The sequence below is a fragment of the Arthrobacter sp. SLBN-83 genome (assembly GCF_006715285.1).
GTDB lineage: Bacteria > Actinomycetota > Actinomycetes > Actinomycetales > Micrococcaceae > Arthrobacter.
This window is the reverse complement of the sequence record NZ_VFMX01000001.1, coordinates 37,307-60,330: the sequence shown is the minus strand read 5'-3', so window position 1 is coordinate 60,330 and position 23,024 is coordinate 37,307. Positions and strand designations below refer to the sequence as shown.

Genomic DNA, 23,024 nt, shown 5'->3' with positions numbered 1-23,024 from the left:
GTCTTCTGAGACCGAGACTCTCCCCCCAGCCGTCGCCGGCCCTCTGCTCCCTCGGCTGAAGCCCGGGACAGCGGTGGCGGCTGCCCCTCCCGGGCGGCCGCCACAGCCGTGTGTGGGACAATTGGGTGTCAGACATTGGCAGCCCAAGGAGTTCGTTTTGGCCGTAGTATCAACGCCAGCCACACTGGAACGTGCCGTACCTGTCATGGATAACGCCGAGGTGCTGCGCATCCGTAATGACTTCCCGGTCCTCAACCAACTGGTCAACGGGCAGCCCCTGGTCTACCTCGACTCGGGCGCCACGTCGCAAAACCCCGTGAGCGTCATCGAGGCCGAACAGGAATTCTACGAGCAGCGGAACGCCGCTGTTCACCGTGGCGCCCACCACCTTGCCGTTGAAGCCACCGAAGTATTCGAGGACGCCCGGCAGACAATTGCCGATTTCATTGGCGCGGACTACGCGGAGACCGTTTGGACGTCCAACGCCACAGAGGGACTGAACCTCCTGTCCTACTCACTCTCCAATGCCGGGCTGTGGGCGGCCCAGGGGCGCGGCGACCAGGGGCTCAAGGGACTGGCACTGAAGCCCGGCGACGAGATCGTGGTGACCGAAATGGAGCACCACGCCAACCTGATTCCGTGGCAGGAACTGGCGTTCCGAACCGGAGCCACGCTGCGCTACATCCCCATTGACGATCAGGGCAGCCTCCGCATGGACCAGGCCGCCGCAATCATCGGCCCACGAACCAAGGTCCTGGCCTTCACCCACGCCTCCAACGTCCTGGGAATCATCAACCCGGTGCAGGAACTGACCGCGCTCGGCCACGCCGCCGGTGCCTTGGTAGTCCTTGACGCCTGCCAGTCCGCTCCGCACCTGCCCCTGGATGTCAAGGATCTTGACGTGGACTTCGCGGTTTTCTCCGGCCACAAGATGCTGGCCCCCACGGGGATCGGCGTGCTCTACGGGCGGCAGGAACTGCTGGACATCCTGCCGCCGTTCCTGACCGGCGGATCCATGATCACTACGGTCACCATGGAGCGGGCCGAGTACCTTCCGGCGCCCCAGCGCTTCGAAGCCGGTACCCAGCGGATTTCCCAGGCGGTGGCCATGGCCGCCGCCGCGAACTACCTCACCGAAACCGGGCTGGACCGGATCCATCGCTGGGAAGCCGAGCTGGGCCAGCGCATGGTGGCCGGGCTGGAGGGCATTCCCGGAATCCGGGTCCTGGGCCCTGCCGCCGGGAAGGAACGGATCGGCCTTGCCGCGTTCGACGTCGAGGGTGTCCACGCGCACGACGTGGGGCAGTTCCTGGACTCCCAGGGAATCGCCGTCCGTGTGGGACACCACTGCGCGCAGCCGCTGCACCGCCGGCTTGGACTGACAGCCACCACCCGAGCCAGCGCCTATCTGTACAACACCACAGACGACGTGGACCGCTTCCTTGAAGCCGTTGCCGGCGTCCGGGCCTACTTCCGCGCCTAGCGCCGAAAACGAAAGTTGACACCATGAGCCTTGACCAGCTGTACCAGCAAATCATCCTGGATCACTCCAAGGCCCGCCACGGCAGCGGGCTCGCCGCCACCGACGCGCCGCAGGGCAGCTCCACCGGCCAGTCACACCAGCTCAACCCTGTTTGTGGGGACGAAGTGACCCTCCGGCTTGCCGTTCAGGACGGCAAGGTGGCCCAGGTGGCCTGGGACGGGGCCGGATGCTCCATCTCCATGGCCTCAGCGTCGGTCCTCACGGACCTCGCCGAGGGCATGACCATCGCCGAACTGCATGAGGTCATCGACAGCTTCCGGGAGGTGCTTCGCTCGCGGGGCAAGGTCCACGCCGATCCCGAGCTGCTGGGCGATGCCGCCGCGTTCGAAGGAGTGGCCCGCTACGCCGCCCGGGTCAAGTGCGCCATGATCTCCTGGGTGGCCGCCGAGGACGCGCTCAACCAGGCTGCCTGAGCGGGAAAGCAAACAGCCCGGGCCCCTTCAGCAGAAGGAACGCCCGGGCTGTTTCACGTGCAAAACGCCTGGTTCGCCTGGCCTGGTTCAGCCCAGCAGGCCGAGGACGCCGATCACCGCTGTGGCAAGGCCCAGCACCATGGAGATGGACACCAGCACCACATGCACGGTCAGGAACTTTGTTGCCTTGCCGGCGGCGTCGCGGGCCCGCGGATCCTTCATGACGCGGCGGAGGAACTGCGGCCAGACCACCAGGGACCAGACGCCGGCGACGATGAGGACCAGCGCGGCGAAGACGGGAAGCTGCATGGGCTAGTGGCTTTCCAGCCAGGCCTGGGCCTGGGCGGCCTGCAGGTTGAGCGCCTTGGCCACCATGGGCTCGGCGGCGTCGGCGATCTTGCCACCGAGGAACGGCACGGAGGACTTCACGGCACCCTCAAGCTCAACACGGGTTCCGCCGGCGTCGGCCACCAGCCGCTGGACGGCGGTGACGTCCACGGGGGCGCCGGCGATCTTCAGGGAAATGTTGCTCTGGCGCGAGCCGTCCGCGGCGGGGGCTTCCCAGTTCTCCACCTGGGTCACCTTGAGGTGCTCGCCGACGAACTTGCGGGCAATCTCGGGCAGCCGCGTGGTGGGCAGCGTGCGCACGGACGTGGTGTTGAAAGCCCCTGCGATATCGCCGTCCAGGGTGAAGGACTCCAGGCTGCCGCCCACGAGCTGGCTGACGTGGCGCTGGAAATCCTCGTTCACCAGCACAGCGGCAACGCTGTCAACGGAGTGCGGAAGGGTGGTGGTTGCGCTCAGCGCCATGGGTCCTCCTGGGACGTGGGGAATGGTTTAAGCCTCCAACATCCTACGGGGTCAGCTCCGCGCGGTCCGCATCGGCCAGTTTCTGCGCCGCGGTGGTGATGTTCCGCGCCATGGCCGGAAAGATCAGGCTGTGGAAGGGAAGCACGGCAAGCCAGTAGAGCCGTCCGCTCAGTCCCTTGGGGAAGAAGATGGCGCGCTGCCGGTAGCGGCTGCCGCCGCCGTCGGGCTCCACGGACAGTTCCAGCCACGCCCGCCCCGGTGCGCGCATCTCTGCCCGCAGCCGCAGCAGCCTGCCGTGTTCGATCTGCTCCACCCGCCACCAGTCCACCACTTCTCCGGCGGCCAGCGTGTGCGGGTGCCGGCGTCCCCGGAGCAGCCCTGCGCCACCGGTCAGTTTGTCCAGCCAGCCGCGGACCTGCCACGCAAGCGGCAGGGAATACCAGCCGTTGCGGCCACCGATGCCCTCGATGATGGTCCACACGTGTACCGGGTCCACGTCGCCATGGAACGTCCGTTCGTCGATGTACACCTTGTGCCCTGCCCACTCGGGGTCGCTGGGAAGGGGATCGGAGTCCGCGCCGGCACTGGCCCAGGTGGTCTCCACCTGGCCGTCCCGCTCCTTGCCCAGCGCCAGGGCCACGGCCGTCCGGTACGGGGTCAGGCCGCCGTCGGGCTGGGGAATGTACTGGTCGATGTCGTGCTCGTTGGATACCGCGTCATGCTGCAGCGACTGCACCAGGGGCACCGCCATGGAGAGGGGAATGGGGGTGGTAAGGGCCACCCACATGCCGGCCAGCTTGGGGGCCGGGACCGGCAGGGCCAGCACCACCCGGTAGGGCAGGCCTGCCTCGGCCGCGTACTCCTTCATCATGCCTGCGTAGGTCAGCACCTGCCGGCAGCCGATGTCGAAGGTCCGGTTGATCGGGCCGTCGAGCGAGGCGGCGGACACCAGGTAATACAGCACGTCCCGGACGGCAATGGCCTCGATCCTGTTGCGCACCCAGCTGGGTGCAGGCATCAGCGGCAGTGTTTCGGAGAGGTGGCGGATCATCTCGAAGGAGGCGGAGCCGGACCCGATCACCACGCCGGCCTGGAACACCACGGCGTCCACGGGGCTGTCCAGGAAGACCTTGCCCACTGCTTCCCGTGACCGCATGTGGGTGGAGAGTTCCACACCCTGGGGGTGCAGGCCTCCGAGGTAGACAATGCGTTGCACGCCCGCGGCGGCTGCGGCGTCCGCGGCGGTGGCGGCCATCGCCTTTTCCTTCGCTTCGAATCCCGCCCCCGCAGCCATGGAGTGCACCAGGTAATAGAAGACGTCGACGCCGGCCAGGGCCCCTCGGAGGGCGTCGCCGTCCTCGAGGCTGCTTTCCACGACGTCCACTTTGTCGCGCCAAGGGACGCCGGCGATTTTGTCGGGGGAGCGGACCAGCACCTTGACCCGGTGACCTGCCTCCAGCAGCCTGGGCACCAGCCGCCCGCCGATGTAGCCGGTGGCGCCGGTGACAAGGACGGTCTTTGGTGTTGGCTGGGAACTTCTGTCGGTCATGCTGGCTCCTGTTCGTCCCTTGGGATTCGGAGCGGCGGCCCGTCAGGACGGGTGCTCCGGCGGAAAAGCTGCGGCAAATGGCCCGGTCCTGCCAGCCTAGGTCCATTCCGGCCGCAGATGGGTGCCGCGCTGCCATGTCGTTCCTGCGCGGTAGGCTGGGAGTACCCGGGATTCGCAGCGAATTTCGGGTTTTCGCGTTGCCTGCTTGTCTTTGATGAACACCACAGGAGCTTCCGCCATGAGTCTTCCCGGCCAGTCCGCCGCCGGCACATCCAGCACGGGCACCTCCAGCGCAGGTATTGCCGGCGCCACCAAATCCCGCGCCGGCACGTCCAGCACGGGCGCCTCCAGCACCACCCCTTCGCTGGACGGACTGCGCCGCGCGCTCGAGCCGGACTCCACTTTCACCCGCGTCCGCGCCGAGGCTGCCCGGGGCTTTGCCGTCCGTGGCCAGGATTACCAGATCAGCGCTCCTGCGGGCCTGCGCCCGGTGTTGCTGGCGGAGATGGCGGATGGGCTCGCGGCAGCGGCAGAAGGTGCAGAGCCCGGCGTGGTCCTGGCAGTCACGGCCACCGGCCGCGAGGCCGAAGACCTCTCCGCCGCCCTGCGCGCCTACCTTCCGGCGGATGCGGTGGCTGAGTTCCCCAGCTGGGAGACCCTCCCGCACGAACGGCTTTCGCCCCGCTCCGATACCGTGGGCCGCCGGCTCTCCGTGCTGCGCCGGCTGGCACATCCGGAAAGTTCGACGGCGGGCCGGCTGCGCGTCGTCGTCGCTCCCGTCCGCGCCGTGGTCCAGCCGGTGGTGGCCGGGCTGGGCGACCTGGTTCCGGTCACGCTGAAGGTGGGCCAGGACGTTCCGTTCACCGACGTGGTCAAGAGCCTCGCAGACGCCGCGTACGCCCGGGTGGACATGGTGACGCACCGGGGCGAGTTCGCCGTCCGCGGCGGCATCATCGACGTCTTCCCGCCCACGGAGGACCACCCCATCCGCGTTGAGTTCTTCGGCGACGAGGTGGACCAGATGCGCTGGTTCGCCGTCGCGGACCAGCGTTCGCTGTCCGCGCCCGGCATCCACCACCCCACGGAGCTGCACGCGCCGCCGTGCCGGGAAATCCTCATCACTCCTTCCGTGATGTCCCGCGCCGCCACGCTCAAGTCCCAGCTTCCGGCCGCGGCGGACATGCTCGAAAAGATCGCCGGCGGCATCGCAGTGGAAGGCATGGAGTCCCTGGCGCCGGTGCTGGTGGACGCGATGGTGCCGTTCGTGGACCAGCTGCCGGCCGATTCCATCGCCGTGGTGATCGAACCGGAGAAGGTGCGTACACGCGCCCATGACCTCGCCGCCACCAACGAGGAGTTCCTTGAGGCGGCATGGTCCACGGCGTCCGACGGCGGGGCGGCGCCTTTGGACCTCAGCTCACAGGCCAGCGCCGCGCTGCACTCGGCGAGCTTCCGGTCCCTGGCCGAAACCCGCGGGGCTGCGCTGGTGCACGGCGTCTCCTGGTGGTCCATCACTTCCCTGGCACAGGATGCCGAGCTCCTGCCGGAGATCGACGTGCTGAACCTGCACGCCCGGGAGCCCCGCGGCTACCAGGGAGATGTGGCCGAGATGATGGACTTCATCGGATCGCACGTGCGCGACCAGTGGCGGATCGTGGTGGCCACCGAAGGCCCCGGCCCGGCACAGCGCCTGGCGGAACTGTTCCACGAAAACGACATTCCCTGCGCCCGGGTGGACAGCCTGGACCACGAACCCCAGCCGGGCATCATCGAGGTGACCACCGCCGTCGTCGGCCGCGGCTTTGTCCTGGACGGGCTCAAACTGGGCCTGCTCACCGAAGCCGACCTGCTGGGCCGCACCTCCGCAGGGTCCACCAAGGACATGCGGCGGATGCCCTCCAAGCGGCGCAACGCCGTCGACCCCCTCCAACTGGTGGCGGGGGACCATGTGGTGCACGAACAGCACGGCATTGGCCGGTTCGTGGAACTCATCCAGCGCAAGGTGGCCGGCGGCGGCGACGGCGTGCGCGAGTACCTGGTGCTGGAGTACGCGCCGGCCAAGCGGGGCGCCCCCGGGGACCGCCTGTTCGTTCCCACGGACCAGTTGGACCAGGTGACCCGCTATGTGGGCGGCGACACCCCGGTCCTGAGCAAAATGGGAGGCGCGGACTGGGCCAGCACCAAGTCCAAGGCCCGCAAGGCCGTCAAGGAGATCGCCGGCGAGCTGATCCGGCTGTACTCGGCCCGGATGGCCTCCCGCGGCCACGCGTTTGCCCCTGATACCCCGTGGCAGCGCGAGCTGGAGGAAGCGTTCCCATACGTGGAGACGCCGGACCAGCTGACCACCATCAACGAGGTCAAGGCGGACATGGAGCGGGAGATCCCCATGGACCGGCTGGTGTCCGGCGATGTGGGCTACGGCAAGACCGAAATCGCGGTGCGCGCCGCCTTCAAGGCCGTCCAGGACGGCAAGCAGGTGGCGGTGCTGGTGCCCACTACGCTGCTGGCCCAGCAGCACTACGAGACCTTCACCGAGCGGTTCTCCGGCTTCCCCGTGCGGGTGAAGCCGTTGTCCCGGTTCCAGTCCGCCAAGGAGTCCAAGGAAACGGCGGAGGGCGTCAAGAGCGGCGCTGTGGACATCGTGATCGGCACGCACCGGCTGCTGTCCAAGGACTTCGAGTTCAAGGACCTGGGCCTGGTGATCGTGGACGAGGAACAGCGGTTCGGCGTTGAGCACAAGGAAGCGCTGAAGAAGATGCGCACCAACGTGGACGTCCTGGCCATGAGTGCCACCCCGATTCCCCGCACCTTGGAAATGTCCCTCACGGGCATCCGCGAAACCTCCACCCTGGCCACCCCGCCGGAGGAACGGCACCCGGTGCTGACCTACGTGGGCCCGTACACGGACAAGCAGACCTCCGCCGCCATCCGCCGGGAGCTGATGCGCGAGGGCCAGGTGTTCCTGGTCCACAACCGGGTATCCACCATTGAGCGGACCGCGGCAAAGATCCGCGAACTGGTGCCCGAAGCCCGGGTTGAGGTGGCACACGGCAAGATGTCCGAGAGCCGCCTGGAGCAGATCATCGTCGACTTCTGGGAGCGGCGCTTCGACGTGCTGGTGTGCACCACCATCATCGAGACCGGCCTGGACATCTCCAACGCCAACACCCTGATTGTGGACGGTGCGGACAAGTACGGCCTGTCCCAGCTGCACCAGCTTCGCGGGCGTGTGGGCCGCGGCCGGGAACGTGCGTATGCGTACTTCCTGTACCCGTCGGAGAAGCCGTTGGGTGAGGTGGCCCTGGAGCGGCTTAAAGCCGTTGCCGCCCACAACGAACTGGGCGCCGGCATGCAGCTGGCCATGAAGGACCTGGAGATCCGCGGTGCCGGCAACCTGTTGGGCGGCGAACAGTCCGGCCACATCCAGGGGGTGGGCTTCGACCTGTACATCCGGCTGGTGGGCGAAGCTGTGGCGGATTTCCGCGGCGAAGCCGAAGAGAAGGCCGCGGAGATGAAGATCGAACTGCCGGTCAACGCGCACTTGCCGCACGACTACGTTCCCGGCGAGCGGCTGCGCCTGGAGGCCTACCGGAAGCTCGCGGCCGCCCTCACCAACGAGGCCATCGACGAGGTCCAGGCAGAACTGGTGGACCGCTACGGCGAACTTCCGCTGCCGGCACAGAACCTGGTGGCCGTGGCACAGTTCCGCGTTGCCGCCCGTGAAGCCGGACTGTCCGACGTTGCGCTCCAGGGCAACTTCATCAAGTTCTCCCCGGCCACGCTTCCGGAGTCCAAGACCATGCGCCTGAACCGGATGTACCCGGGGTCCCAGACCAAGCCTGCGCTGGACGCGGTGCTCATTCCCAAGCCCAAGACGGCGCGGATCGGGGGCCGGGACCTGCAGGACGCCGAGATCCTGGAGTGGGCCAACGGCGTGATCCGGAACATCTTCTCCGACGCCCCTCTGGCGGTGAGTTAGCACTTGATGGGAGGACACCACGCCGCGTCGGGAGCCGCGGCGTGGGTAGCTGTTGCGTCCACCGGCCCCTATACCCTGGGCTGGTACCCGCTTGATCCCACCGGGATCCTCATCGGCGGCATGGCCACTGCCGGCACCGCATTGGTCTGCGACTGGGACCACCGCTCAAGCACGGTGGCGCACGCGCTGCCGCCGCTTTCAAACGCGATTGCGCGCGGCATTGAAAACGCCAGCGGCGGCCACCGGCAGGGCACGCACTCGATTTTGGGCGCGGCCGCGTTCGTGTTCCTGGCCGGCCTGGCATCCCAGGTCCACATGGACACGGGGTGGGGCCGCCTGTCCGTCGGCGCCGGCCTGCTGTGCATGTTCCTGATCAACATCGCGGCAAAGGCGCTGAAGCTTTTTCCCAAGAGCGGCTTCATCTCGAACTGGATCTTTGCGTTGGTCATGGCAGGCCTTGTCACCGTCTACGCGCCGGAGCAGTGGACGTGGCTGCCCACGTCAATGCTCATCGGGGTGGTGGTGCACATCGTGGGCGACCTCATCACCACCGGGGGAGTGCCGCTGCTCTGGCCCCTGGTGGTTCGGCCACCCAAAATGCTGCGCCGCATGCCCCTGTTGCGGAACGTGTGGAGGGCCAACGGCGCCCTGTCCGTACCACTGCTGGGCCGCGCCGGTTCCAAGCGGGAGTGGCTGGTGCTGATCCCCGTCAGCGCCTACGCGATGGTGGGCATGACCATGGCCGGCTGGGCCATCGCCCAGCACCACTGGGGCCGGGTGGCCGCTGCGGCGGGGGCCTGGATCAAGCTCTGGTTCTAGCAGCGGAACAGTCGATACGAAAGCGGACCCCGGACGATGCGTCCGGGGTCCGTTGCTGACTTGGCGGTTGGGCCGTGAAGCCTAGTGCTCGCCAGCCGAGTCGGAGCGGCCGAAAATGGTCTGCGGCAGCCAGAACGCGAGGGCAAAGAGGACCAGGCAGGCGGCCATCGGCCACGGGTTGCCCAGGCTCAGGAAGGACAGCGAGTAGATGGCACCCAGGAACAGGGCGAAGCAGATCACGAAGAGGATGACGCTGCCCGCGAGCTTGTTTTCGTTCTGCGGGGTACGGACATGTTCCTGGTTGGACGCCGTGTCCCGGCTGGACGGGTTGATCTGGCTGGACATGTGTTCCTCCTCGGCCCCGCGGGGCTTGGTCTGTGGCGGTTTCCGGCTTCCGGTCAGTACACGGCTGAACCCTGTTCACCCTTGACGATGGCGATTCCGGAACTGGCACCAATTCGTGTTGCACCTGCTGCAATCATAGCCTGCGCGTCAGCGAGGGACCGTACTCCACCGGATGCCTTGACCCCCAGGTCCGGGCCTACGGTCCGGCGCATCAGGGCCACGTCCTCCACGGTGGCGCCGCCGCCGTTGAAGCCGGTGGAGGTCTTCACGAAGTCTGCCCCGCCTTCCACCGCCGCCTGGCAGGCCAGCACCTTTTGCTCATCCGTCAGGAGGGCAGTCTCGATGATGACCTTCAGGATGGCCCCGCCAGCGTGCACGGTCTCGGCCACACCCGCGATGTCGTCCGTCAGGGCACCCTTGTCGTTTGCCCGTGCGGCGGCGATATTGATCACCATGTCCACCTCATCGGCGCCGTCCAGCACCGCGCCGCGGGCTTCGAACGACTTCACGTCCGTGGGGGTGGCCCCCAGGGGGAAACCCACCACGGAGCAGGTGAGGACGCCCGAGCCCTTGAGCGCCTTGGTAACCGTCTTGACCCAGATCGGGTTCACGCACACCGACTTGAACTTGTACTCGGCAGCCTCTGCACAGACCTTCAGCACGTCAGCTTCCGACGCTTCGGGCTTGAGCAGCGTGTGGTCGATGTAGGAGGCGATGTCCGCGGCCCCGGCCGCCCCAGCGTTGCCTGCGTGCACGGTGGCTTCGTTGCTCATGATGGTCCTCTCGAAGGGCCTGGCGGCCGGCGTTGACTCGGTTTCGGAAACCATCTTGTCACAGCGGCGCGCACCCAAAGCAGGCACCGGCATGCAGGCACCCCCGTGAGGCACCTGTCAGGCAGCCGCCTGCAGTGCGGGCGCTGCCGACGCGGCCGACAGCAACTGGGTTGCGCAGGCGCCCGCCGCCGAAGCAGCCGCCACCAGCAGTCCCAGCCGCACGCCGTCGAACGCTGCCGCGTCGCCGATCGCCCAGATCCCCGGCACCGAGGTGCGGTAGTCCCGGGTGATCACGATGCCGCCCGCCGCCGCCGTCTGCAGGCCTGCGCTGGCGGCCAGGCCGTCCCGGGAGACGCGTTCCTCGGCCAAAACGACCAAGTCTCCGGTCATGCTGCTGCCGTCTTCGAAGACCACCGCGGATGCGGGCATGCTGGAAGCCGGACCGGACACTACCGCAGGGATGACGGCGGCCGGCCGGGCGGTAGTGCGGATGGGGCGTACACCCTTGGCCCGCAGGACCGCCTCGGCCTGTCCGGCGGCAGCGCCGGTGCCTACCAGGATGCCCACGGGGCGCCGGCCCAGCTCGCGGGCTATCTTCTGGACGCCCTTCGCGACACGCGGTGCGTCGTCGATGGTGGCATAGCTCAGGCACTGCGCGGCACCGTCCACCGGGCTGGTCACGGGGGCTGATCCGGTGGCGATCACCAGCTGGTCGTACGCGAATTCCATGCCGTCGGCGGTGGCCACCGTGCGGTTGGCAGCGTCGATGTGGCTGGCGGGCTGGCCCAACCGGACCGAGACCTGGGGGAGCATGGCCAGCTCCAGCAGTTCCTCCGGGGCGTCATCGCGGTTGCTCAGCACGGTGATGGTGCCGGTGAACCTGGCCTTGTCCAGCTGCGCCACCAGGGCCTGGGCAGCCGGGCCGGCGCCGGCGATGACGATGCGGGTTGCGGTGGAGGGTGACTGGGAGGGTGCCGGAGCGGACATGTGCTGGCCCTTTCGCTGGCGGCCGCGCGGCGGCCGGAACTCTGTGATGGAACCCAGCGTAGGCCTGCGCTTTTTCCGGCAGGTTTCCCCGCAGTTGCTGTTTCAGCGCCCTGTGTTCGCCAGTATTTACCGGCCGGTAACACAACCCGTGACCCATCTCTCATCCGGCAGCCGCAGGACACATTCCACTCCGCGGCACCCCCCCAAATGGGACCTAGACGCGGATCCGGTACCCCCGCTTAACCACCGTTTCGATGAGCCTGCCGTCCGGCAGCGACGAACGCAGCCTGCTCACCGTCATGTCCAGCGCGTGCACGGATCCCCGGAGTTCCAGCAGGTCGGAGAGCGATTCACGGGACAGGACCGCCCCGCCGGCCCCGAGCAGGGCGCGCAGGAGCAGCAGGGGAGCGGGCGCCAGTTCCACTTGTTGGCCGTCAATGCGGAGGCAGCGGCCGCGAAGTTCGATATTTCCGGAGCGGGTCTCCAACCGGCGGACGTGGTTCAGTGCCAGGTGCTCGCACACCAGGCGGATGAGGGCGCCCATGCGGAACCGTTCGGGGATCAGCGGCGTGATGCCGGCGTCCAGGAGCGGCTGCGCGGTCACGGGACCTACCACGGCGGTGGTGACGCTCAGTTTCAGGCTCTCCACCAACTGCTTGTAGAGGCCCATTTCATGGGCGGTGCTCCACATGGCATCCACTGCGGGGGCGCTGGTAAACGTCAGGACGTCCAGGTTGCCGCTGCACGCGGCTTCGATCAGCCGCGGAAGCCGGTCCTCGCCCTCGGGCTTGACCCAGCGGTAGGGCGTGACGGTCAGGACCGTGGCGCCGGACATCCGCAGCCGCTCGATCTGCCGGACATCTGTGTAACCGTGCAGCTGCATGGCGACGGTTTTGCCGCGGACACCTTCAGCGAGCAGCATGTCCACCAGGGTGGAGGTGGTTTCGTCGCTGCTGATGCCGACGTCGGCAAGTCCGGCGGCGCGCACGGCACCGCGGGCTTTGGGTCCCCGGACGAACATGCGGCAGTTCGCCAGCGTTTCCAGCAGGTCGTCACCGATGCCAAAGGAGTCCGCGGCCTCGCACCAGCGGCGCATCCCGTAGGCGGTGGTGGCGATGCACAGGTCCGGCTTGGCTGCTATGACGGCCCGGGTGTCCTCGATGAGGCGCATGTCCTCCTGGACGGGGGCGATCTTCAGCGCCGGCGCGTGCAGGACTTCGGCGCCGCGGCGTTCCAGGGCCTCGATGAGGTCGCGGGACCGCCGGTCCGAAGTGACGCCGATGCGGAACCCCTCCAGCGGCGACTCGGCTGCGTCGGTTGCTTCTTCAGCCTGGGGTGTGTCGGCCGGTGCAAGTGCGGTCATGGGGGTCAATCCTTTCATGATCCCAGCAGCGACGCCGCCAGCCTGTCCAGGTCCGCGGCGGCACCGGCGTGCTGCCGGTTGGCTTCAGCCACCCGGACCACCTCGCCGATGACCAGCACAGCGGGGTTGCTGCAGCCGGCGGCAGCGGAGGTGATGGTGCCCAGGTCCGCGATGGTGGTGCGCTGGCCGGGCCGGTAGCCCCGTTCCACCACGGCCATGGGCATGTCCGGCCGCATGCCCGCGCGGCGGAGCCCTGCCGCCAATTGGTGGAGGGTGCCGATGCCCATGAGCACCACGATGGTGCCGCCCAGGCCGGCCAGATGTTCGTGCTCCTTTTCCGTGAGCGGGGCATGCCCGGACACCACGGTGAACAGATGGCTGACTTCACGGTGGGTCACCGGGATTCCCGCCGCGGCCGGCACCGAGATGGCGCTGGTGACGCCGGATACCACCTGGACCTTGACGCCGGCAGCTACACAGGCGGCCACCTCCTCGCCGCCGCGGCCGAAGACATAAGGGTCTCCGCCCTTGAGGCGCACCACGTTGTTTCCCGCCAGCGCACTTTCCACCATCAGCTTTTCGATGTCCGCCTGGCTGACCTTGTGGTGCCCCGGTTTCTTGCCGACGTCGACAAGCTCGGCGGAGGTCAGCAGCGGCAGCTCCTGGTACGGGGCCAGGCGGTCATAAAAGACCACGTCGGCGTCCCGGAGTGCCTTGACGGCCGCGACGGTGAGCAGGTCGCCGGTGCCGGGACCGCCGCCCACCAGGGTGACGTGGCCGGCGGGGCCTGCCGCGGGCTCCATGGCAACGGGGACGCCGGCATCCCGGCAGCGGTCCAGGAACGTGCCCCAGCCGGGCTGTCCGTCCGCGACGGCGGCAACCAGGAATAACTCTTCCGGCAGCCGGGTAAGGGTGGCGCTGTGCGGGGTCTCCAGGCAATGCACGACGGCGCCCGCGGCTTCGTAACGGCGCACCGCCTGCCGCGCTGCAGTGGCAGAGCCGGCCACCAGGACGTCCCGGCCGGTGAGGTCGATGCTGAGCTGCATGGCTATGCCTCGTTTTCGGTGGTGTCCGTTGTGGCCGTGCGGACCGGGATGGAGGCTCCGATCAGCACCTTTCCTTTTTCCTCGGGGGTGGCGGGGCGCATCTGGCCGCGCTCGTCCGGAACGAAGGCGATGGAGTCGTCCTTCTGGTCGGGTGCATTGACGAAGGAGCGGAAGCGGCGCAACCGTTCGGGGTCCTTCAGGGTGTCTGCCCATTCGTCCACGTAGGTGTCCACGTGCTTGGCCATGGCGGCCTCGAGGTCGGCCGCAATGCCCAGGGTGTCCTTGACCACCACGTCCTCAACGTGCTTGATGCCGCCGTCGAGCTCCTCCTGCCACCGTGCGGTGCGCTGCAGGCGGTCCGCGGTGCGGATGTAGTACATGAAGTAGCGGTCGATATATTTGATGAGGGTCTCGTTGTCCAGGTCCTTGGCCAGGAGCTGGGCATGGGCCGGGGTGGCGCCGCCGTTGCCGCCGACGTACAGGTTCCAGCCGTCTGCGGTGGCGATCACGCCCACGTCCTTGCCGCGGGCCTCGGCGCATTCGCGGGCGCAGCCGGAGACGCCCATCTTGAGCTTGTGCGGGCTGCGCAGGCCGCGGTAGCGCAGCTCCAGCTTGATGGCCATGGCCACCGAATCCTGCACGCCGAAGCGGCACCAGGTGGAACCGACGCAGGACTTCACCGTGCGCAGGCTCTTGCCGTAGGCCTGGCCCGATTCGAAGCCGGCGTCCACCAGTTCCTTCCAGATTTCGGGGAGCTGCTCCAGCCGGGCGCCGAACATGTCGATCCGCTGGCCGCCGGTGATCTTGGTGTACAGGCCGTACTTTTCCGCCACGGCGGCGATCACGCCCAGCTTCTTGGGGGTGATCTCGCCGCCGGCGATGCGGGGGACCACCGAGTAGGTGCCGTCCTTTTGCATGTTGGCCAGGGCGCGGTCGTTGGTGTCCTGCAGGGTGCCGCGGCCGGCGTCCAGGACGTACGCGCTGTTCTGGCTGGCCAGGATGTTGGCGATGGTGGGCTTGCAGATGTCGCAGCCGGCGCCGGTGCCGTACTTGGCCATGATCTCCTCGAAGGAGGTCAGTTCCAGGACGCGGATGGCGTCGAACAGTTCCTGGCGGGAGAGCTCGATGTGCTCGCAGAGTGCCTTGGAGACCTCGACGCCGGACTTGGTCAGCTCGGTTTCCAGCAGCTTCTTGAGCATGGGCACGCAGGAGCCGCACTGGGTTCCGGCGCGCGTGCAGCCCTTGAGTTCGCCGAGTTCCTGGACCGCGGCGTTGCCCTCGCAGGCACCGCAGCCGTTGATGGTGTCCCGGATGGTCCCTGCCGTGACGTTGTTGCAGGAGCAGAGGGTGGCGTCGTCGGGGAGTTCCGTTTCGGGTGCTTCGCCGCCGCCTGCCGCGGAGAGGAAAGCACCGGGCTCGGCGGGAAGTTCACGGCCCAGGAGCGGACGCAGGCTCATGTACGGTGAGGCGTCACCCACGAAGATGCCGCCCAGCAGGGTCTTGGCGTCGTCAGTGGTCACGATCTTCTGGTAGACACCCCGGGCGGGATCAGCGTAGACGATCTCCAGGGCGTGCTCGGTCCGGGCGAAAGCGTCACCGAAGCTGGCCACATCCACACCCGAGAGCTTCAGCTTGGTGGCGGTGTCGAAGCCCGGGAACGTGGCGTCCCCGCCGTGCAGCCGGTCCGCGACGATTTCGGCCATGGTGTTGGCAGGGGCCACCAGGCCCAGGCACATGCCGCCGAAGTTGGCCACCTCACCGATGGCCCAGATGCCGGGGACCTCGGTGGCGCAGTAGTCATTGATCACCACGCCGCCGCGCGGGCCCAGGCTGAAGAGCTGCTCCTCACCCTCGGCCGCGCGGAAAAGCTCGTCGCGGGGCCTGACGCCCACGGCGACAATCACCAGGTCACCCGGGATGATGCGGTCGTCGGCCATCAGCACCCCGGTGACCTGGCCGTCGTCGTCCGCCAGGATCTCGCTGGGGAACACGCCGCCGTGCACTTCGAAGCCCTTGGCCTCGATGAGGCGGCCAAGGGCCTGGCCCGCGCCCTCGTCCAGCTGGGTGTTCATCAGCCAGGGGGCGCCATTGATGACCACGGGAGTGGCGCCCAGTTGCTCGGTGCCGGCGGCCGACTCGAGGCCCAGGAGGCCACCGCCGATGGTCACGGCGTTGATCTTGCGGCCAAGCTTTTCGGTGAGCTCCGCGATGGCCTTGTTGATGGCCCAGACATCCTCGAGGGTCCGGTAGACGTGGGCGTGCTGCGCACCCGGAATCGGCAGGCGGACCGCGTCGGATCCGGTGGCCACCACCAGCTCGTCATACCCGTAGGCGTTTCCGGCGGCGGTTTCCACCGTCTTTGCCGTGGCGTTGATCTTCACCACGCGCTCGCCCGTCTTCAGGACCACGGAACCGTGCTCCCACATGGCGGCCGTGCCCAGGGTGAGGTCCACGCCGGTATCGGTGAGGGCCTTGGAGAGTGCCACCCGGTCATAGGGAAGGTGGGCTTCCTCGGTGAGGACAGTGACCTGCCAGCCATCGAGGCCCCGGGCATGCATGGCGTCCGCAAAACGGTGGGCCGCGGGGCCGCCGCCGGCGACGACGATGCGGCGCGGAGTCTCTGTGCTTGAAGTCTGTTCGGTCACTGTGGGCCTTTCGGATGGGCCGCAGACGGTGCTCTGCAGCTTGTGCCTCCAGCCTAGGAAGGGGCAGTTTCGCCTCAGTTTCCCAATTGTTTCGTCAACTTAACTTCTGCATCACGGACGCATTTCCACCCGGGTTAGGTCTCTTTTACGCGCCGGACACATGCACCGCACCCCCATGAAACACCCGGACCCTAGCGTGGGACACGGCCGCAAAAGCAGCCGCTGCAAAGGACAACAGGCACAGGGAAAGGAGCCGGACATGACGGCAACACTGGAACTTGGGACGCTCGCCGCCGAATCAGACCTCGCCGGATGTGAGGCCGGCTGGCACCGTGTCTGCGCGGTTGACGACCTGGAACCGGCGTGGGGGGAGGCTGCCCTGGTTGCCGGCCGCCAGGTGGCGCTCTTCCGTACCGGGCCGGACGAAGTCTTTGCAGTGGCGCACCAGGATCCGGCCACCGGGGCCCACGTGATGGCCCGTGGCATCCTGGGCTCCAAAGGCACCCGGCCCACCATTGCCTCGCCGCTGCATAAAGAGGTCTACGACCTTGAAACCGGCGAGTGCTTCAGCACCCCCGGCCTGCAGCTGGCAGCGTACAGCACCCGGGTCACCGGCGGCTTCGTCGAGGTGCAGGTATAACGCTTCTCCACCAAAGAGGGGCGCCAGGGCTTTGAGTAAGCCCTGGCGCCCCTTTCGTGCTTCAGGACCTGCTACAGCCCCAGCGCTTCGCTGACATCGTGCAGGACCTCGTCCAGGGATGCACGTGCCGCCTGGCGTGCGGCCGGCAGCTCCGCGGCGGATTCCACCTGGTGGATGACCTCCAGGTAGCACTTGAGCTTGGGCTCCGTGCCGCTGGGCCGGATGATCACGCGGGTCAGGTTCCGGGTGATGTAGAGCAGGCCCTCGGTGGGCGGCAGCTGGGCGCTGCCCTCGGCAAGGTCGGTGAAGACCTCCACCGCCGACTGCCCGAACGATTCCGGCGGCGATACGCGCAGGCGGTTCATCATGGCGTCCAGCAGTCCCAGGTCCGCAACCCTGATGCTGAGCTGGTCGCTGGCATGCAGGCCGTGCTGGAGGTACAGCTCGTCCAGGGTGTCGAAGACGGTCTTGCCTGCGGCTTTGGCGGTGGCGGCGAGTTCAGCGATCAGGACCGCGGCGGAGATGCCGTCCTTGTCCTTCACCAGATCCGGCGCCACGCAGTACCCCAGTGCCTCTTCATACCCATAGACCAGGCCGGGAACGCGGGAGATCCATTTGAATCCGGTCAGCGTTTCCTGGTGCGCGAAGCCGGCAGCATTGGCGATGCGCGCCAGCAGCCGGGAGGAAACAATCGAATTCGCAAAGACGCCGCGACCGTCCGCCTCGTCGCCGGCGGCGCCGCCGTCCGCGAGCCGGGCCACCATATGGGCGCCAAGCAGCGACCCCACTTCGTCGCCGCGGAGCATCCGCCAGGCGCCCGTGTCAGGGTCTTTCGCCGCTACTGCAGCCCTGTCGGCGTCGGGGTCGTTGGCGATGACCAGGTCTGCATCCAGCCGCGCGGCCGCCTCCAGGGCAAGGTCCAGCGCGCCCGGTTCCTCCGGGTTGGGAAAACTGACGGTGGGAAAATCGGGGTCCGGATCCGCCTGCTCGGCCACCACGGTGACATCCGTGAAACCTGCCGCCTTCAGGACGTCCAGCGCAGTGCCGCCGCCTACACCGTGAAGCGGGGTCAGGACGATCTTCAGGTCCCGGGCCGGGAAGCGGTCCGCCATGGCGAGTGCCGCCGTCGTCCGTTCATACCCGGCCACGAGCGAGCCGTCCAGGACGGTCCAGCCGTCCTCAGCCAGTGCTATTGAATCCAGCGGTCCCACCGCGCTGATGCGTGCGGCGATTTCGGCGTCGTAGGGGGCCACGATCTGGGCACCGTCGCCGTCCGCCGCCACGGCATGCCGGCCCAGGTACACCTTGTACCCGTTGTCCTGCGGCGGGTTGTGGCTGGCGGTCACCATGACGCCGCCGTCGCAGCCCAGGGCGCGGACCGCGTAGGCCAGCAGGGGAGTGGGGAGGGCAGCCGGCAGCAGGAATGTCTCGATGCCGGCCGCGGTGAAGATCGCCGCCGTCTCCTCCGCAAAGACGTCGGAGTTATGCCGGGCGTCATAGCCGACGACGGCCCGCGGCCGGGTGCCGGCCGCCGCCTTCGCCACGGCGTCCACAAGGAACGCGGCGAGTCCCGCGGCGGCGCGTCGCACCACCACCCGGTTCATCCGGTTGGGCCCGGGGCCCAGGGCGGCGCGCAGGCCGGCGGTGCCGAACTGCAACGTGCCGCGGAAGCTGTCTTCCAGTTCCTGCCGGGCCGCCGGATCGCCGTCGTCGGCAAGGCGGACAAGCTCCAGGAGGGACGCCCTGGTTGTGGGATCCGGGTCCTGGGCAGCCCATTCGCGGGCCTCGGCGGGCAGGCGGAGTTCGGCATCGGCAGTGGTCATGGGCACAACGCTATCGTCATTGCACGCCGCCGTGATGCACCCCGGGTTCGTGGTCCTGCTAGAGCCGCGCGATGATGTCGGCCAGCAGCCTGGAGATGCGGGGGCCCGCAGCCTCGCCGGATTCAAGGACTTCCTGGTGGCTCAGCGGCTGGGGGCTGATGCCCGCGGCGAGGTTGGTGACCAGCGAAATGCCGAACACCTCCATTCCGGCGTGCCGGCCGGCGATGGCCTCCAGCGCCGTGGACATGCCGATCAGGTCGGCCCCGATCCGCTTGGCGTACTGCACTTCCGCCGGCGTCTCGTAGTGCGGGCCGGGGAACTGCGCGTAGACGCCTTCGTCCAGGGTGGGATCCACTTCGCGGGCGAGTCCGCGGATCCTGGGTGAGTAGAGGTCCGTCAGGTCCACGAACGTGGCCCCTTCCAGCGGTGAGGCCGCGGTGAGGTTGATGTGGTCCCGGATCAGGACCGGAGTGCCGGGGGCCCACGCCTCGTTGAGCCCGCCGCAGCCGTTGGTGAGGACAAGGGTGCTGCACCCTGCGGCTGCCGCGGTCCGGACGCCATGCACCACGGCGCGGACGCCCTTGCCTTCGTAGTAGTGGGTGCGGGCACCCAGGACCAGGGCGCGCTTGCCGCCCTTGGTCAGCACGGACCGGATGGTGCCCACGTGGCCCTCGACGGCGGGGGAGTGGAAGCCGGGGACTTCCTCGGCGGACAGGGTGGCGGTGGTCTCGCCGATCAGGTCGGCGGCCTCGCCCCACCCGGAGCCGAGGACCAGTGCGGTGTCGTGACGGTCCACGCCTGTCTCCTCGGCGATGTAGTCAGCGGCGGCGCGGGCGGCGGCGAACGGGTCCGTGTTCAGGAAGTCTGTTGTACTCACCAGTACAAGTTATCCTGCCGCCCCTGTTACCCCTGTCACTGCGGCCCGCAGGATGGCCTGTTTTCTTGGTGGTCAGGCGGTGAATGGGCGAGAATGGATGACTGTGACTACGCATCCAGATTTCAGTTCCCCCCGGATCGCAATCCTGGGAGGTGGTCCCGGCGGATACGAAGCCGCCATGGTGGCCGCCTCGCTCGGAGCGACGGTCACCATCGTCGAACGCGCGGGCCTGGGCGGCTCAGCGGTACTGACGGACGTGGTTCCTTCCAAGACCCTCATTGCCACGGCGGACCTGATGACGCGCGTCGCGGAGGCCGGCGAGCTGGGTGTGAAGTTCGACGTCGACGGCGGCGACTTCGTCCCCGTGATGCGCGCCGACCTCAAGCACATCAACGACCGCCTCCTCACCCTGGCCCGCACGCAGTCCCAGGACATCCGCGACGGCCTCGAAAAGCAGGGCGTCCGCATCATCGCCGGTTCCGGCCGCCTTCTGGACAGCCACACCATCGAGGTCCTCACCGTGGACGGTACCGAGACGATCGAAGCGGACACCGTCCTGTTGGCCGTAGGTGCGCACCCCCGCGAACTGGAAACGGCCCGCCCGGACGGGGAACGGATCCTGAACTGGACCCAGATCTACAACCTGGACGAACTGCCCGAGGAACTTATCGTGGTGGGCTCCGGCGTGACCGGTGCCGAATTTGCCTCCGCCTACAACGGCCTGGGCTCCAAGGTCACCCTTGTCTCCAGCCGTGACCGCGTGCTGCCGGGCTCCGACGTGGACGCCGCGGTGGTCCTGGAAGAAGTCTTCGAACGCCGCGGCGTCCGGGTCCTGTCCCGCTCCCGCGCTCAGACCGTCGAACGCACGGACGACGGCGTGGTGGTCACGCTCTCGGACGGCACCAAGGTGACCGGCAGCCACTGCCTGCTCTGCCTGGGTTCTATTCCGAACACCGCAGGCATCGGCCTGGAGGAGGCCGGCGTGGCAGTCAGCGACAGCGGCCACATCAAGGTGGACGGCGTGTCCCGCACCACGGCCCCCAACATCTACGCCGCGGGCGACTGCACCGGAGTCCTGCCGCTTGCCTCGGTGGCTGCCATGCAGGGCCGCATCGCTGTGGCGCACTTCATGGGCGACGGCGTTACCCCGCTCAAGCTCCACCAGGTGGCATCCAACATCTTCACCTCGCCGGAGATTGCGAACGTCGGCGTGTCCGAGGCAGAGATCGAGTCCGGCAAGTACCAGGCCGACATCATCAAGCTCTCCCTGCGCAGCAACGCCCGCGCCAAAATGCGCAACGCCAAGGACGGGTTCGTGAAGATTTTTGCGCGGAAGGGCTCCGGCACCGTGATCGGCGGTGTGGTGGTGGGACCCAACGCGTCCGAACTGATCTTCCCAATTTCCATCGCGGTCAAGCAGAAACTGCACGTGGACGACGTCGCCAGCACCTTCACGGTTTACCCGTCACTGACCGGATCCATTTCCGAGGCAGCCCGCCGCCTGCACGTCCACATGTAAGGCTCCCGCCAAACGCGGGGCTGGACCCCTCCGGGGCCCTCTGCCTAGACTCGAACCAGGCGCGGCCGGGAATTTCCATGAAGTTCCCGGCCGCTCCTGTACCAGCCGTCGACGCAAGGAGGGGCCCATGGAACTGCAGGACATCAAGTGGAACGAGCAGGCACGGGAGAAGATCCTGCTGGATGCCGACCGGGCACTGCAGGAAGCGGTCCGGGAGGCGGCTTCGTCGCTGTCCGGAGCCGGCAAGGACAAGGTGTACGAATTCCTGTTTGAAAAGCTGAAGGGGCAGTTCGTGGACTTCCAGCCGGGCCCGGACCTCACCAAGTACGCGGAGGCCGTGGCCGGTGGGGAGTTCGGCTCAGGAGCAACGGCTTAACAGCCAAAGACAGTTTCCCGCCAAGGGGTTTCAAACCCTTGGCGGGAAATTCTGTCTAAAACGGATACGGGGCGATGTCCGGGCGCATCGTGAGCCACTGGATTTCGGTGAAGGACTCCATGTTGGCGTGGTGGCCGCCGATCCGTGAGCCGTTGCCCGAGTCCTTCATGCCGCCGAACGGGGAATTGGCCTCGTCCGAGACCGTTTGCTCGTTGATATGGACCTTGCCGGAGTCCAGCTGGTCTGCAATGGTCATGGCCATCCCGACGTCACCCAGGATGCCGATGGACAGGCCGTACTCGCTGTCGTTGGCCAAGGCCACCGCTTCTTCCACCGTGGAAAAGCTGGTTACCGGGGCCACGGGCCCAAAGATTTCGTCTTTCCAGGCCGGGCTGTCCTGCTTCAGGTCCACCAGTACCGTGGGCTGGTAGAAGCGGCCATCGTGGGTGCCGCCCGCTGCCACGCGGGCGCCGCCCTTTACCGCCTCCTGGACGATGCCGTCCACGCGGTGCAGCTGCCGCTCATCGATGACCGGTCCCAGCGCCACAGTGCCGCTCTTCGGGTCACCGACCGGCAGGTGGGCGGCCTTTTCGGACAGCGCGGCAACGTAGTCGTCATAGATGTCCTCGTGGACGATATGCCGGCCGGCTGCCATGCAGATCTGGCCCTGGTGCATGAACGATCCGAATGCGGCGGCCGACGCTGCCTTGGCCAGGTCAGCGCCCGGCAGCACGATCAGCGCGTTGTTGCCGCCGAGCTCCAGGTGGGCGCGCTTGAGCAGGCGGCCGGCTGTTTCGCCGATCTTCCGGCCAGCCGCCGTGGAACCCGTGAAGGCGATGACCCGCACTTCCGGGGCCTCCACCACGGCGGCACCGATGTCCGCCCCGCCGGGCAGCAGTGACAGCAGCCCGGGCGGCAGGCCGGCCTCCTCGAAGATCCGCATGAGGGTGACGCCGCCGCAGACAGCGGTCCTGGGATCGGGTTTGAGCAGCACGGCATTGCCCAAAGCCAGGGCAGGGGCCACAGCGCGGATCGACAGGATCAGCGGGAAGTTGAACGGTGCGATCACGGAAACGACGCCGACAGGGCGGCGCCGGGCAAAGGACCAGCGGTTCTCGTTGGAGGTGAGCACGTCCCCGGCCGGCAGCGAGGGCAGCGCTGAAGCGTCGTAGCATTCGTTGGCGGCGATGTGCGTTTCCAGTCCTGCCTTGGGGGCGATGCCGCCGGATTCGCGGACGATCCAGTCCTGGACCTCAGCGGCGTGCTCCTCCCAGAGCTGGCCGGCGCGCCGCAGCACGGCGGCGCGCTCCTCCGGGTTGCGGGCGGCCCAGTCCTTTTGGGCCTTCGCCGCCACGGTGGCAGCTTCCCGGACGTCTTCCACGGAGGCGATCCCGTAGTTGCCCAGCTGGGCGCCGGTGGCCGGTTCCACGCTGGTTCCGGTTCCGCCGCCGCCTTTGCGCCAGCCGTTGAGGTAGATGTTGCCGTCCCAAAGGGCGGAATCGAGGAGGGACATCGGT

The 23,024-nt window shown here is 67.8% G+C and carries 19 protein-coding genes; 7 read left to right on the top strand and 12 right to left on the bottom strand.

Features of this window, described 5'->3' with window-relative positions; all coding sequences use genetic code 11:
- Positions 1 to 157: 157 nt before the first annotated feature.
- Positions 158 to 1,483 (top strand): SufS family cysteine desulfurase, encoded by a 1,326-nt coding sequence (locus FBY30_RS00205; protein ID WP_142130629.1) that lies wholly within the window; start codon positions 158 to 160, stop codon positions 1,481 to 1,483.
- A 23-nt stretch (positions 1,484 to 1,506) separates the two neighbouring features.
- Entirely contained in the window at positions 1,507 to 1,956 is a 450-nt protein-coding gene (gene sufU / locus FBY30_RS00200) for a Fe-S cluster assembly sulfur transfer protein SufU (protein WP_142130628.1), read from the top strand.
- An 87-nt stretch (positions 1,957 to 2,043) separates the two neighbouring features.
- Here sufU and FBY30_RS00195 read toward each other — a convergent pair whose 3' ends face one another.
- Genes FBY30_RS00195 through FBY30_RS00185 form a run of 3 tightly spaced genes read right to left on the bottom strand, consistent with a single transcriptional unit; the run spans position 2,044 to position 4,315 of the window.
- On the bottom strand, positions 2,044 to 2,265 hold the full coding sequence (locus tag FBY30_RS00195) for an SCO4848 family membrane protein (RefSeq protein ID WP_142130627.1): 222 nt from the start codon (positions 2,263 to 2,265) through the stop codon (positions 2,044 to 2,046).
- A gap of 3 nt (positions 2,266 to 2,268) precedes the next feature.
- Entirely contained in the window at positions 2,269 to 2,766 is a 498-nt protein-coding gene (locus tag FBY30_RS00190) for a DUF2505 domain-containing protein (protein WP_142130626.1), read from the bottom strand.
- A 43-nt stretch (positions 2,767 to 2,809) separates the two neighbouring features.
- Positions 2,810 to 4,315, bottom strand: a complete 1,506-nt coding sequence (locus FBY30_RS00185; RefSeq protein WP_142130625.1) for an SDR family oxidoreductase — start codon at positions 4,313 to 4,315, stop codon at positions 2,810 to 2,812.
- 238 nt (positions 4,316 to 4,553) lie between these two features.
- Between FBY30_RS00185 and mfd the strand changes: the two genes are divergently transcribed.
- Positions 4,554 to 8,294: a transcription-repair coupling factor gene (gene mfd / locus FBY30_RS00180; protein WP_235009274.1), complete on the top strand. Its 3,741-nt coding sequence runs from the start codon at positions 4,554 to 4,556 to the stop codon at positions 8,292 to 8,294.
- 6 nt (positions 8,295 to 8,300) lie between these two features.
- Positions 8,301 to 9,113, top strand: coding sequence for a metal-dependent hydrolase (locus tag FBY30_RS00175; protein WP_142130624.1), 813 nt, complete (start codon positions 8,301 to 8,303; stop codon positions 9,111 to 9,113).
- An 81-nt stretch (positions 9,114 to 9,194) separates the two neighbouring features.
- On the opposite strand, the gene FBY30_RS00170 is transcribed toward FBY30_RS00175, so the two are convergent.
- The 6 genes from FBY30_RS00170 to nirB all read right to left on the bottom strand — a co-directional run bounded on the left by FBY30_RS00170 (position 9,195) and on the right by nirB (position 16,272).
- Positions 9,195 to 9,458: a hypothetical protein gene (locus tag FBY30_RS00170; protein WP_142130623.1), complete on the bottom strand. Its 264-nt coding sequence runs from the start codon at positions 9,456 to 9,458 to the stop codon at positions 9,195 to 9,197.
- Positions 9,459 to 9,511: 53 nt separating this feature from the next.
- On the bottom strand, positions 9,512 to 10,231 hold the full coding sequence (gene deoC, locus FBY30_RS00165) for a deoxyribose-phosphate aldolase (protein ID WP_142130622.1): 720 nt from the start codon (positions 10,229 to 10,231) through the stop codon (positions 9,512 to 9,514).
- Between the two features lie 117 nt (positions 10,232 to 10,348).
- Complete coding sequence (locus tag FBY30_RS00160; RefSeq protein WP_142130621.1) at positions 10,349 to 11,218, bottom strand: FAD-dependent oxidoreductase; 870 nt, start codon at positions 11,216 to 11,218, stop codon at positions 10,349 to 10,351.
- Positions 11,219 to 11,432: 214 nt separating this feature from the next.
- Positions 11,433 to 12,581 (bottom strand): uroporphyrinogen-III synthase, encoded by a 1,149-nt coding sequence (locus FBY30_RS00155; RefSeq protein WP_142130620.1) that lies wholly within the window; start codon positions 12,579 to 12,581, stop codon positions 11,433 to 11,435.
- Positions 12,582 to 12,595: 14 nt separating this feature from the next.
- Positions 12,596 to 13,627 carry a uroporphyrinogen-III C-methyltransferase gene (gene cobA / locus FBY30_RS00150; RefSeq protein ID WP_142130619.1) on the bottom strand — a complete coding sequence of 344 codons (1,032 nt, stop codon included), beginning with the start codon at positions 13,625 to 13,627 and terminating at the stop codon, positions 12,596 to 12,598.
- A 2-nt stretch (positions 13,628 to 13,629) separates the two neighbouring features.
- The gene (gene nirB / locus FBY30_RS00145; RefSeq protein WP_142130618.1) at positions 13,630 to 16,272 is read right to left on the bottom strand and encodes a nitrite reductase large subunit NirB; all 2,643 of its coding nucleotides are present in this window, start codon (positions 16,270 to 16,272) and stop codon (positions 13,630 to 13,632) included.
- A gap of 259 nt (positions 16,273 to 16,531) precedes the next feature.
- Between nirB and nirD the strand changes: the two genes are divergently transcribed.
- On the top strand, positions 16,532 to 16,912 hold the full coding sequence (gene nirD, locus FBY30_RS00140; protein ID WP_142130617.1) for a nitrite reductase small subunit NirD: 381 nt from the start codon (positions 16,532 to 16,534) through the stop codon (positions 16,910 to 16,912).
- A 71-nt stretch (positions 16,913 to 16,983) separates the two neighbouring features.
- Here nirD and FBY30_RS00135 read toward each other — a convergent pair whose 3' ends face one another.
- Positions 16,984 to 18,735 (bottom strand): phospho-sugar mutase, encoded by a 1,752-nt coding sequence (locus tag FBY30_RS00135; RefSeq protein WP_200830600.1) that lies wholly within the window; start codon positions 18,733 to 18,735, stop codon positions 16,984 to 16,986.
- A gap of 58 nt (positions 18,736 to 18,793) precedes the next feature.
- Positions 18,794 to 19,612 carry a purine-nucleoside phosphorylase gene (locus tag FBY30_RS00130; protein ID WP_142130615.1) on the bottom strand — a complete coding sequence of 273 codons (819 nt, stop codon included), beginning with the start codon at positions 19,610 to 19,612 and terminating at the stop codon, positions 18,794 to 18,796.
- A gap of 103 nt (positions 19,613 to 19,715) precedes the next feature.
- Here FBY30_RS00130 and FBY30_RS00125 point away from each other — a divergent pair, with 103 nt between their 5' ends.
- On the top strand, positions 19,716 to 21,131 hold the full coding sequence (locus tag FBY30_RS00125; RefSeq protein ID WP_142130614.1) for an NAD(P)H-quinone dehydrogenase: 1,416 nt from the start codon (positions 19,716 to 19,718) through the stop codon (positions 21,129 to 21,131).
- Positions 21,132 to 21,258: 127 nt separating this feature from the next.
- Positions 21,259 to 21,507 (top strand): hypothetical protein, encoded by a 249-nt coding sequence (locus FBY30_RS00120; RefSeq protein WP_142130613.1) that lies wholly within the window; start codon positions 21,259 to 21,261, stop codon positions 21,505 to 21,507.
- A 55-nt stretch (positions 21,508 to 21,562) separates the two neighbouring features.
- Here FBY30_RS00120 and FBY30_RS00115 read toward each other — a convergent pair whose 3' ends face one another.
- The gene (locus FBY30_RS00115) at positions 21,563 to 23,020 is read right to left on the bottom strand and encodes a benzaldehyde dehydrogenase (protein ID WP_142130612.1); all 1,458 of its coding nucleotides are present in this window, start codon (positions 23,018 to 23,020) and stop codon (positions 21,563 to 21,565) included.
- Positions 23,021 to 23,024: the final 4 nt, after the last annotated feature.

Coding starts and splice junctions, on each gene's coding strand:
- nirD (WP_142130617.1), top strand. CDS start 16,532: ATGACGGCAACACTGGAACTTGGGACGCTCGCCGCCGAATCAGACCTC.
- sufU (WP_142130628.1), top strand. CDS start 1,507: ATGAGCCTTGACCAGCTGTACCAGCAAATCATCCTGGATCACTCCAAG.
- FBY30_RS00195 (WP_142130627.1), bottom strand. CDS start 2,265: ATGCAGCTTCCCGTCTTCGCCGCGCTGGTCCTCATCGTCGCCGGCGTC.
- FBY30_RS00175 (WP_142130624.1), top strand. CDS start 8,301: ATGGGAGGACACCACGCCGCGTCGGGAGCCGCGGCGTGGGTAGCTGTT.
- deoC (WP_142130622.1), bottom strand. CDS start 10,231: ATGAGCAACGAAGCCACCGTGCACGCAGGCAACGCTGGGGCGGCCGGG.
- FBY30_RS00115 (WP_142130612.1), bottom strand. CDS start 23,020: ATGTCCCTCCTCGATTCCGCCCTTTGGGACGGCAACATCTACCTCAAC.
- FBY30_RS00190 (WP_142130626.1), bottom strand. CDS start 2,766: ATGGCGCTGAGCGCAACCACCACCCTTCCGCACTCCGTTGACAGCGTT.
- mfd (WP_235009274.1), top strand. CDS start 4,554: ATGAGTCTTCCCGGCCAGTCCGCCGCCGGCACATCCAGCACGGGCACC.
- FBY30_RS00170 (WP_142130623.1), bottom strand. CDS start 9,458: ATGTCCAGCCAGATCAACCCGTCCAGCCGGGACACGGCGTCCAACCAG.
- cobA (WP_142130619.1), bottom strand. CDS start 13,627: ATGCAGCTCAGCATCGACCTCACCGGCCGGGACGTCCTGGTGGCCGGC.
- FBY30_RS00135 (WP_200830600.1), bottom strand. CDS start 18,735: ATGACCACTGCCGATGCCGAACTCCGCCTGCCCGCCGAGGCCCGCGAA.
- FBY30_RS00120 (WP_142130613.1), top strand. CDS start 21,259: ATGGAACTGCAGGACATCAAGTGGAACGAGCAGGCACGGGAGAAGATC.
- FBY30_RS00155 (WP_142130620.1), bottom strand. CDS start 12,581: ATGACCGCACTTGCACCGGCCGACACACCCCAGGCTGAAGAAGCAACC.
- FBY30_RS00185 (WP_142130625.1), bottom strand. CDS start 4,315: ATGACCGACAGAAGTTCCCAGCCAACACCAAAGACCGTCCTTGTCACC.
- FBY30_RS00160 (WP_142130621.1), bottom strand. CDS start 11,218: ATGTCCGCTCCGGCACCCTCCCAGTCACCCTCCACCGCAACCCGCATC.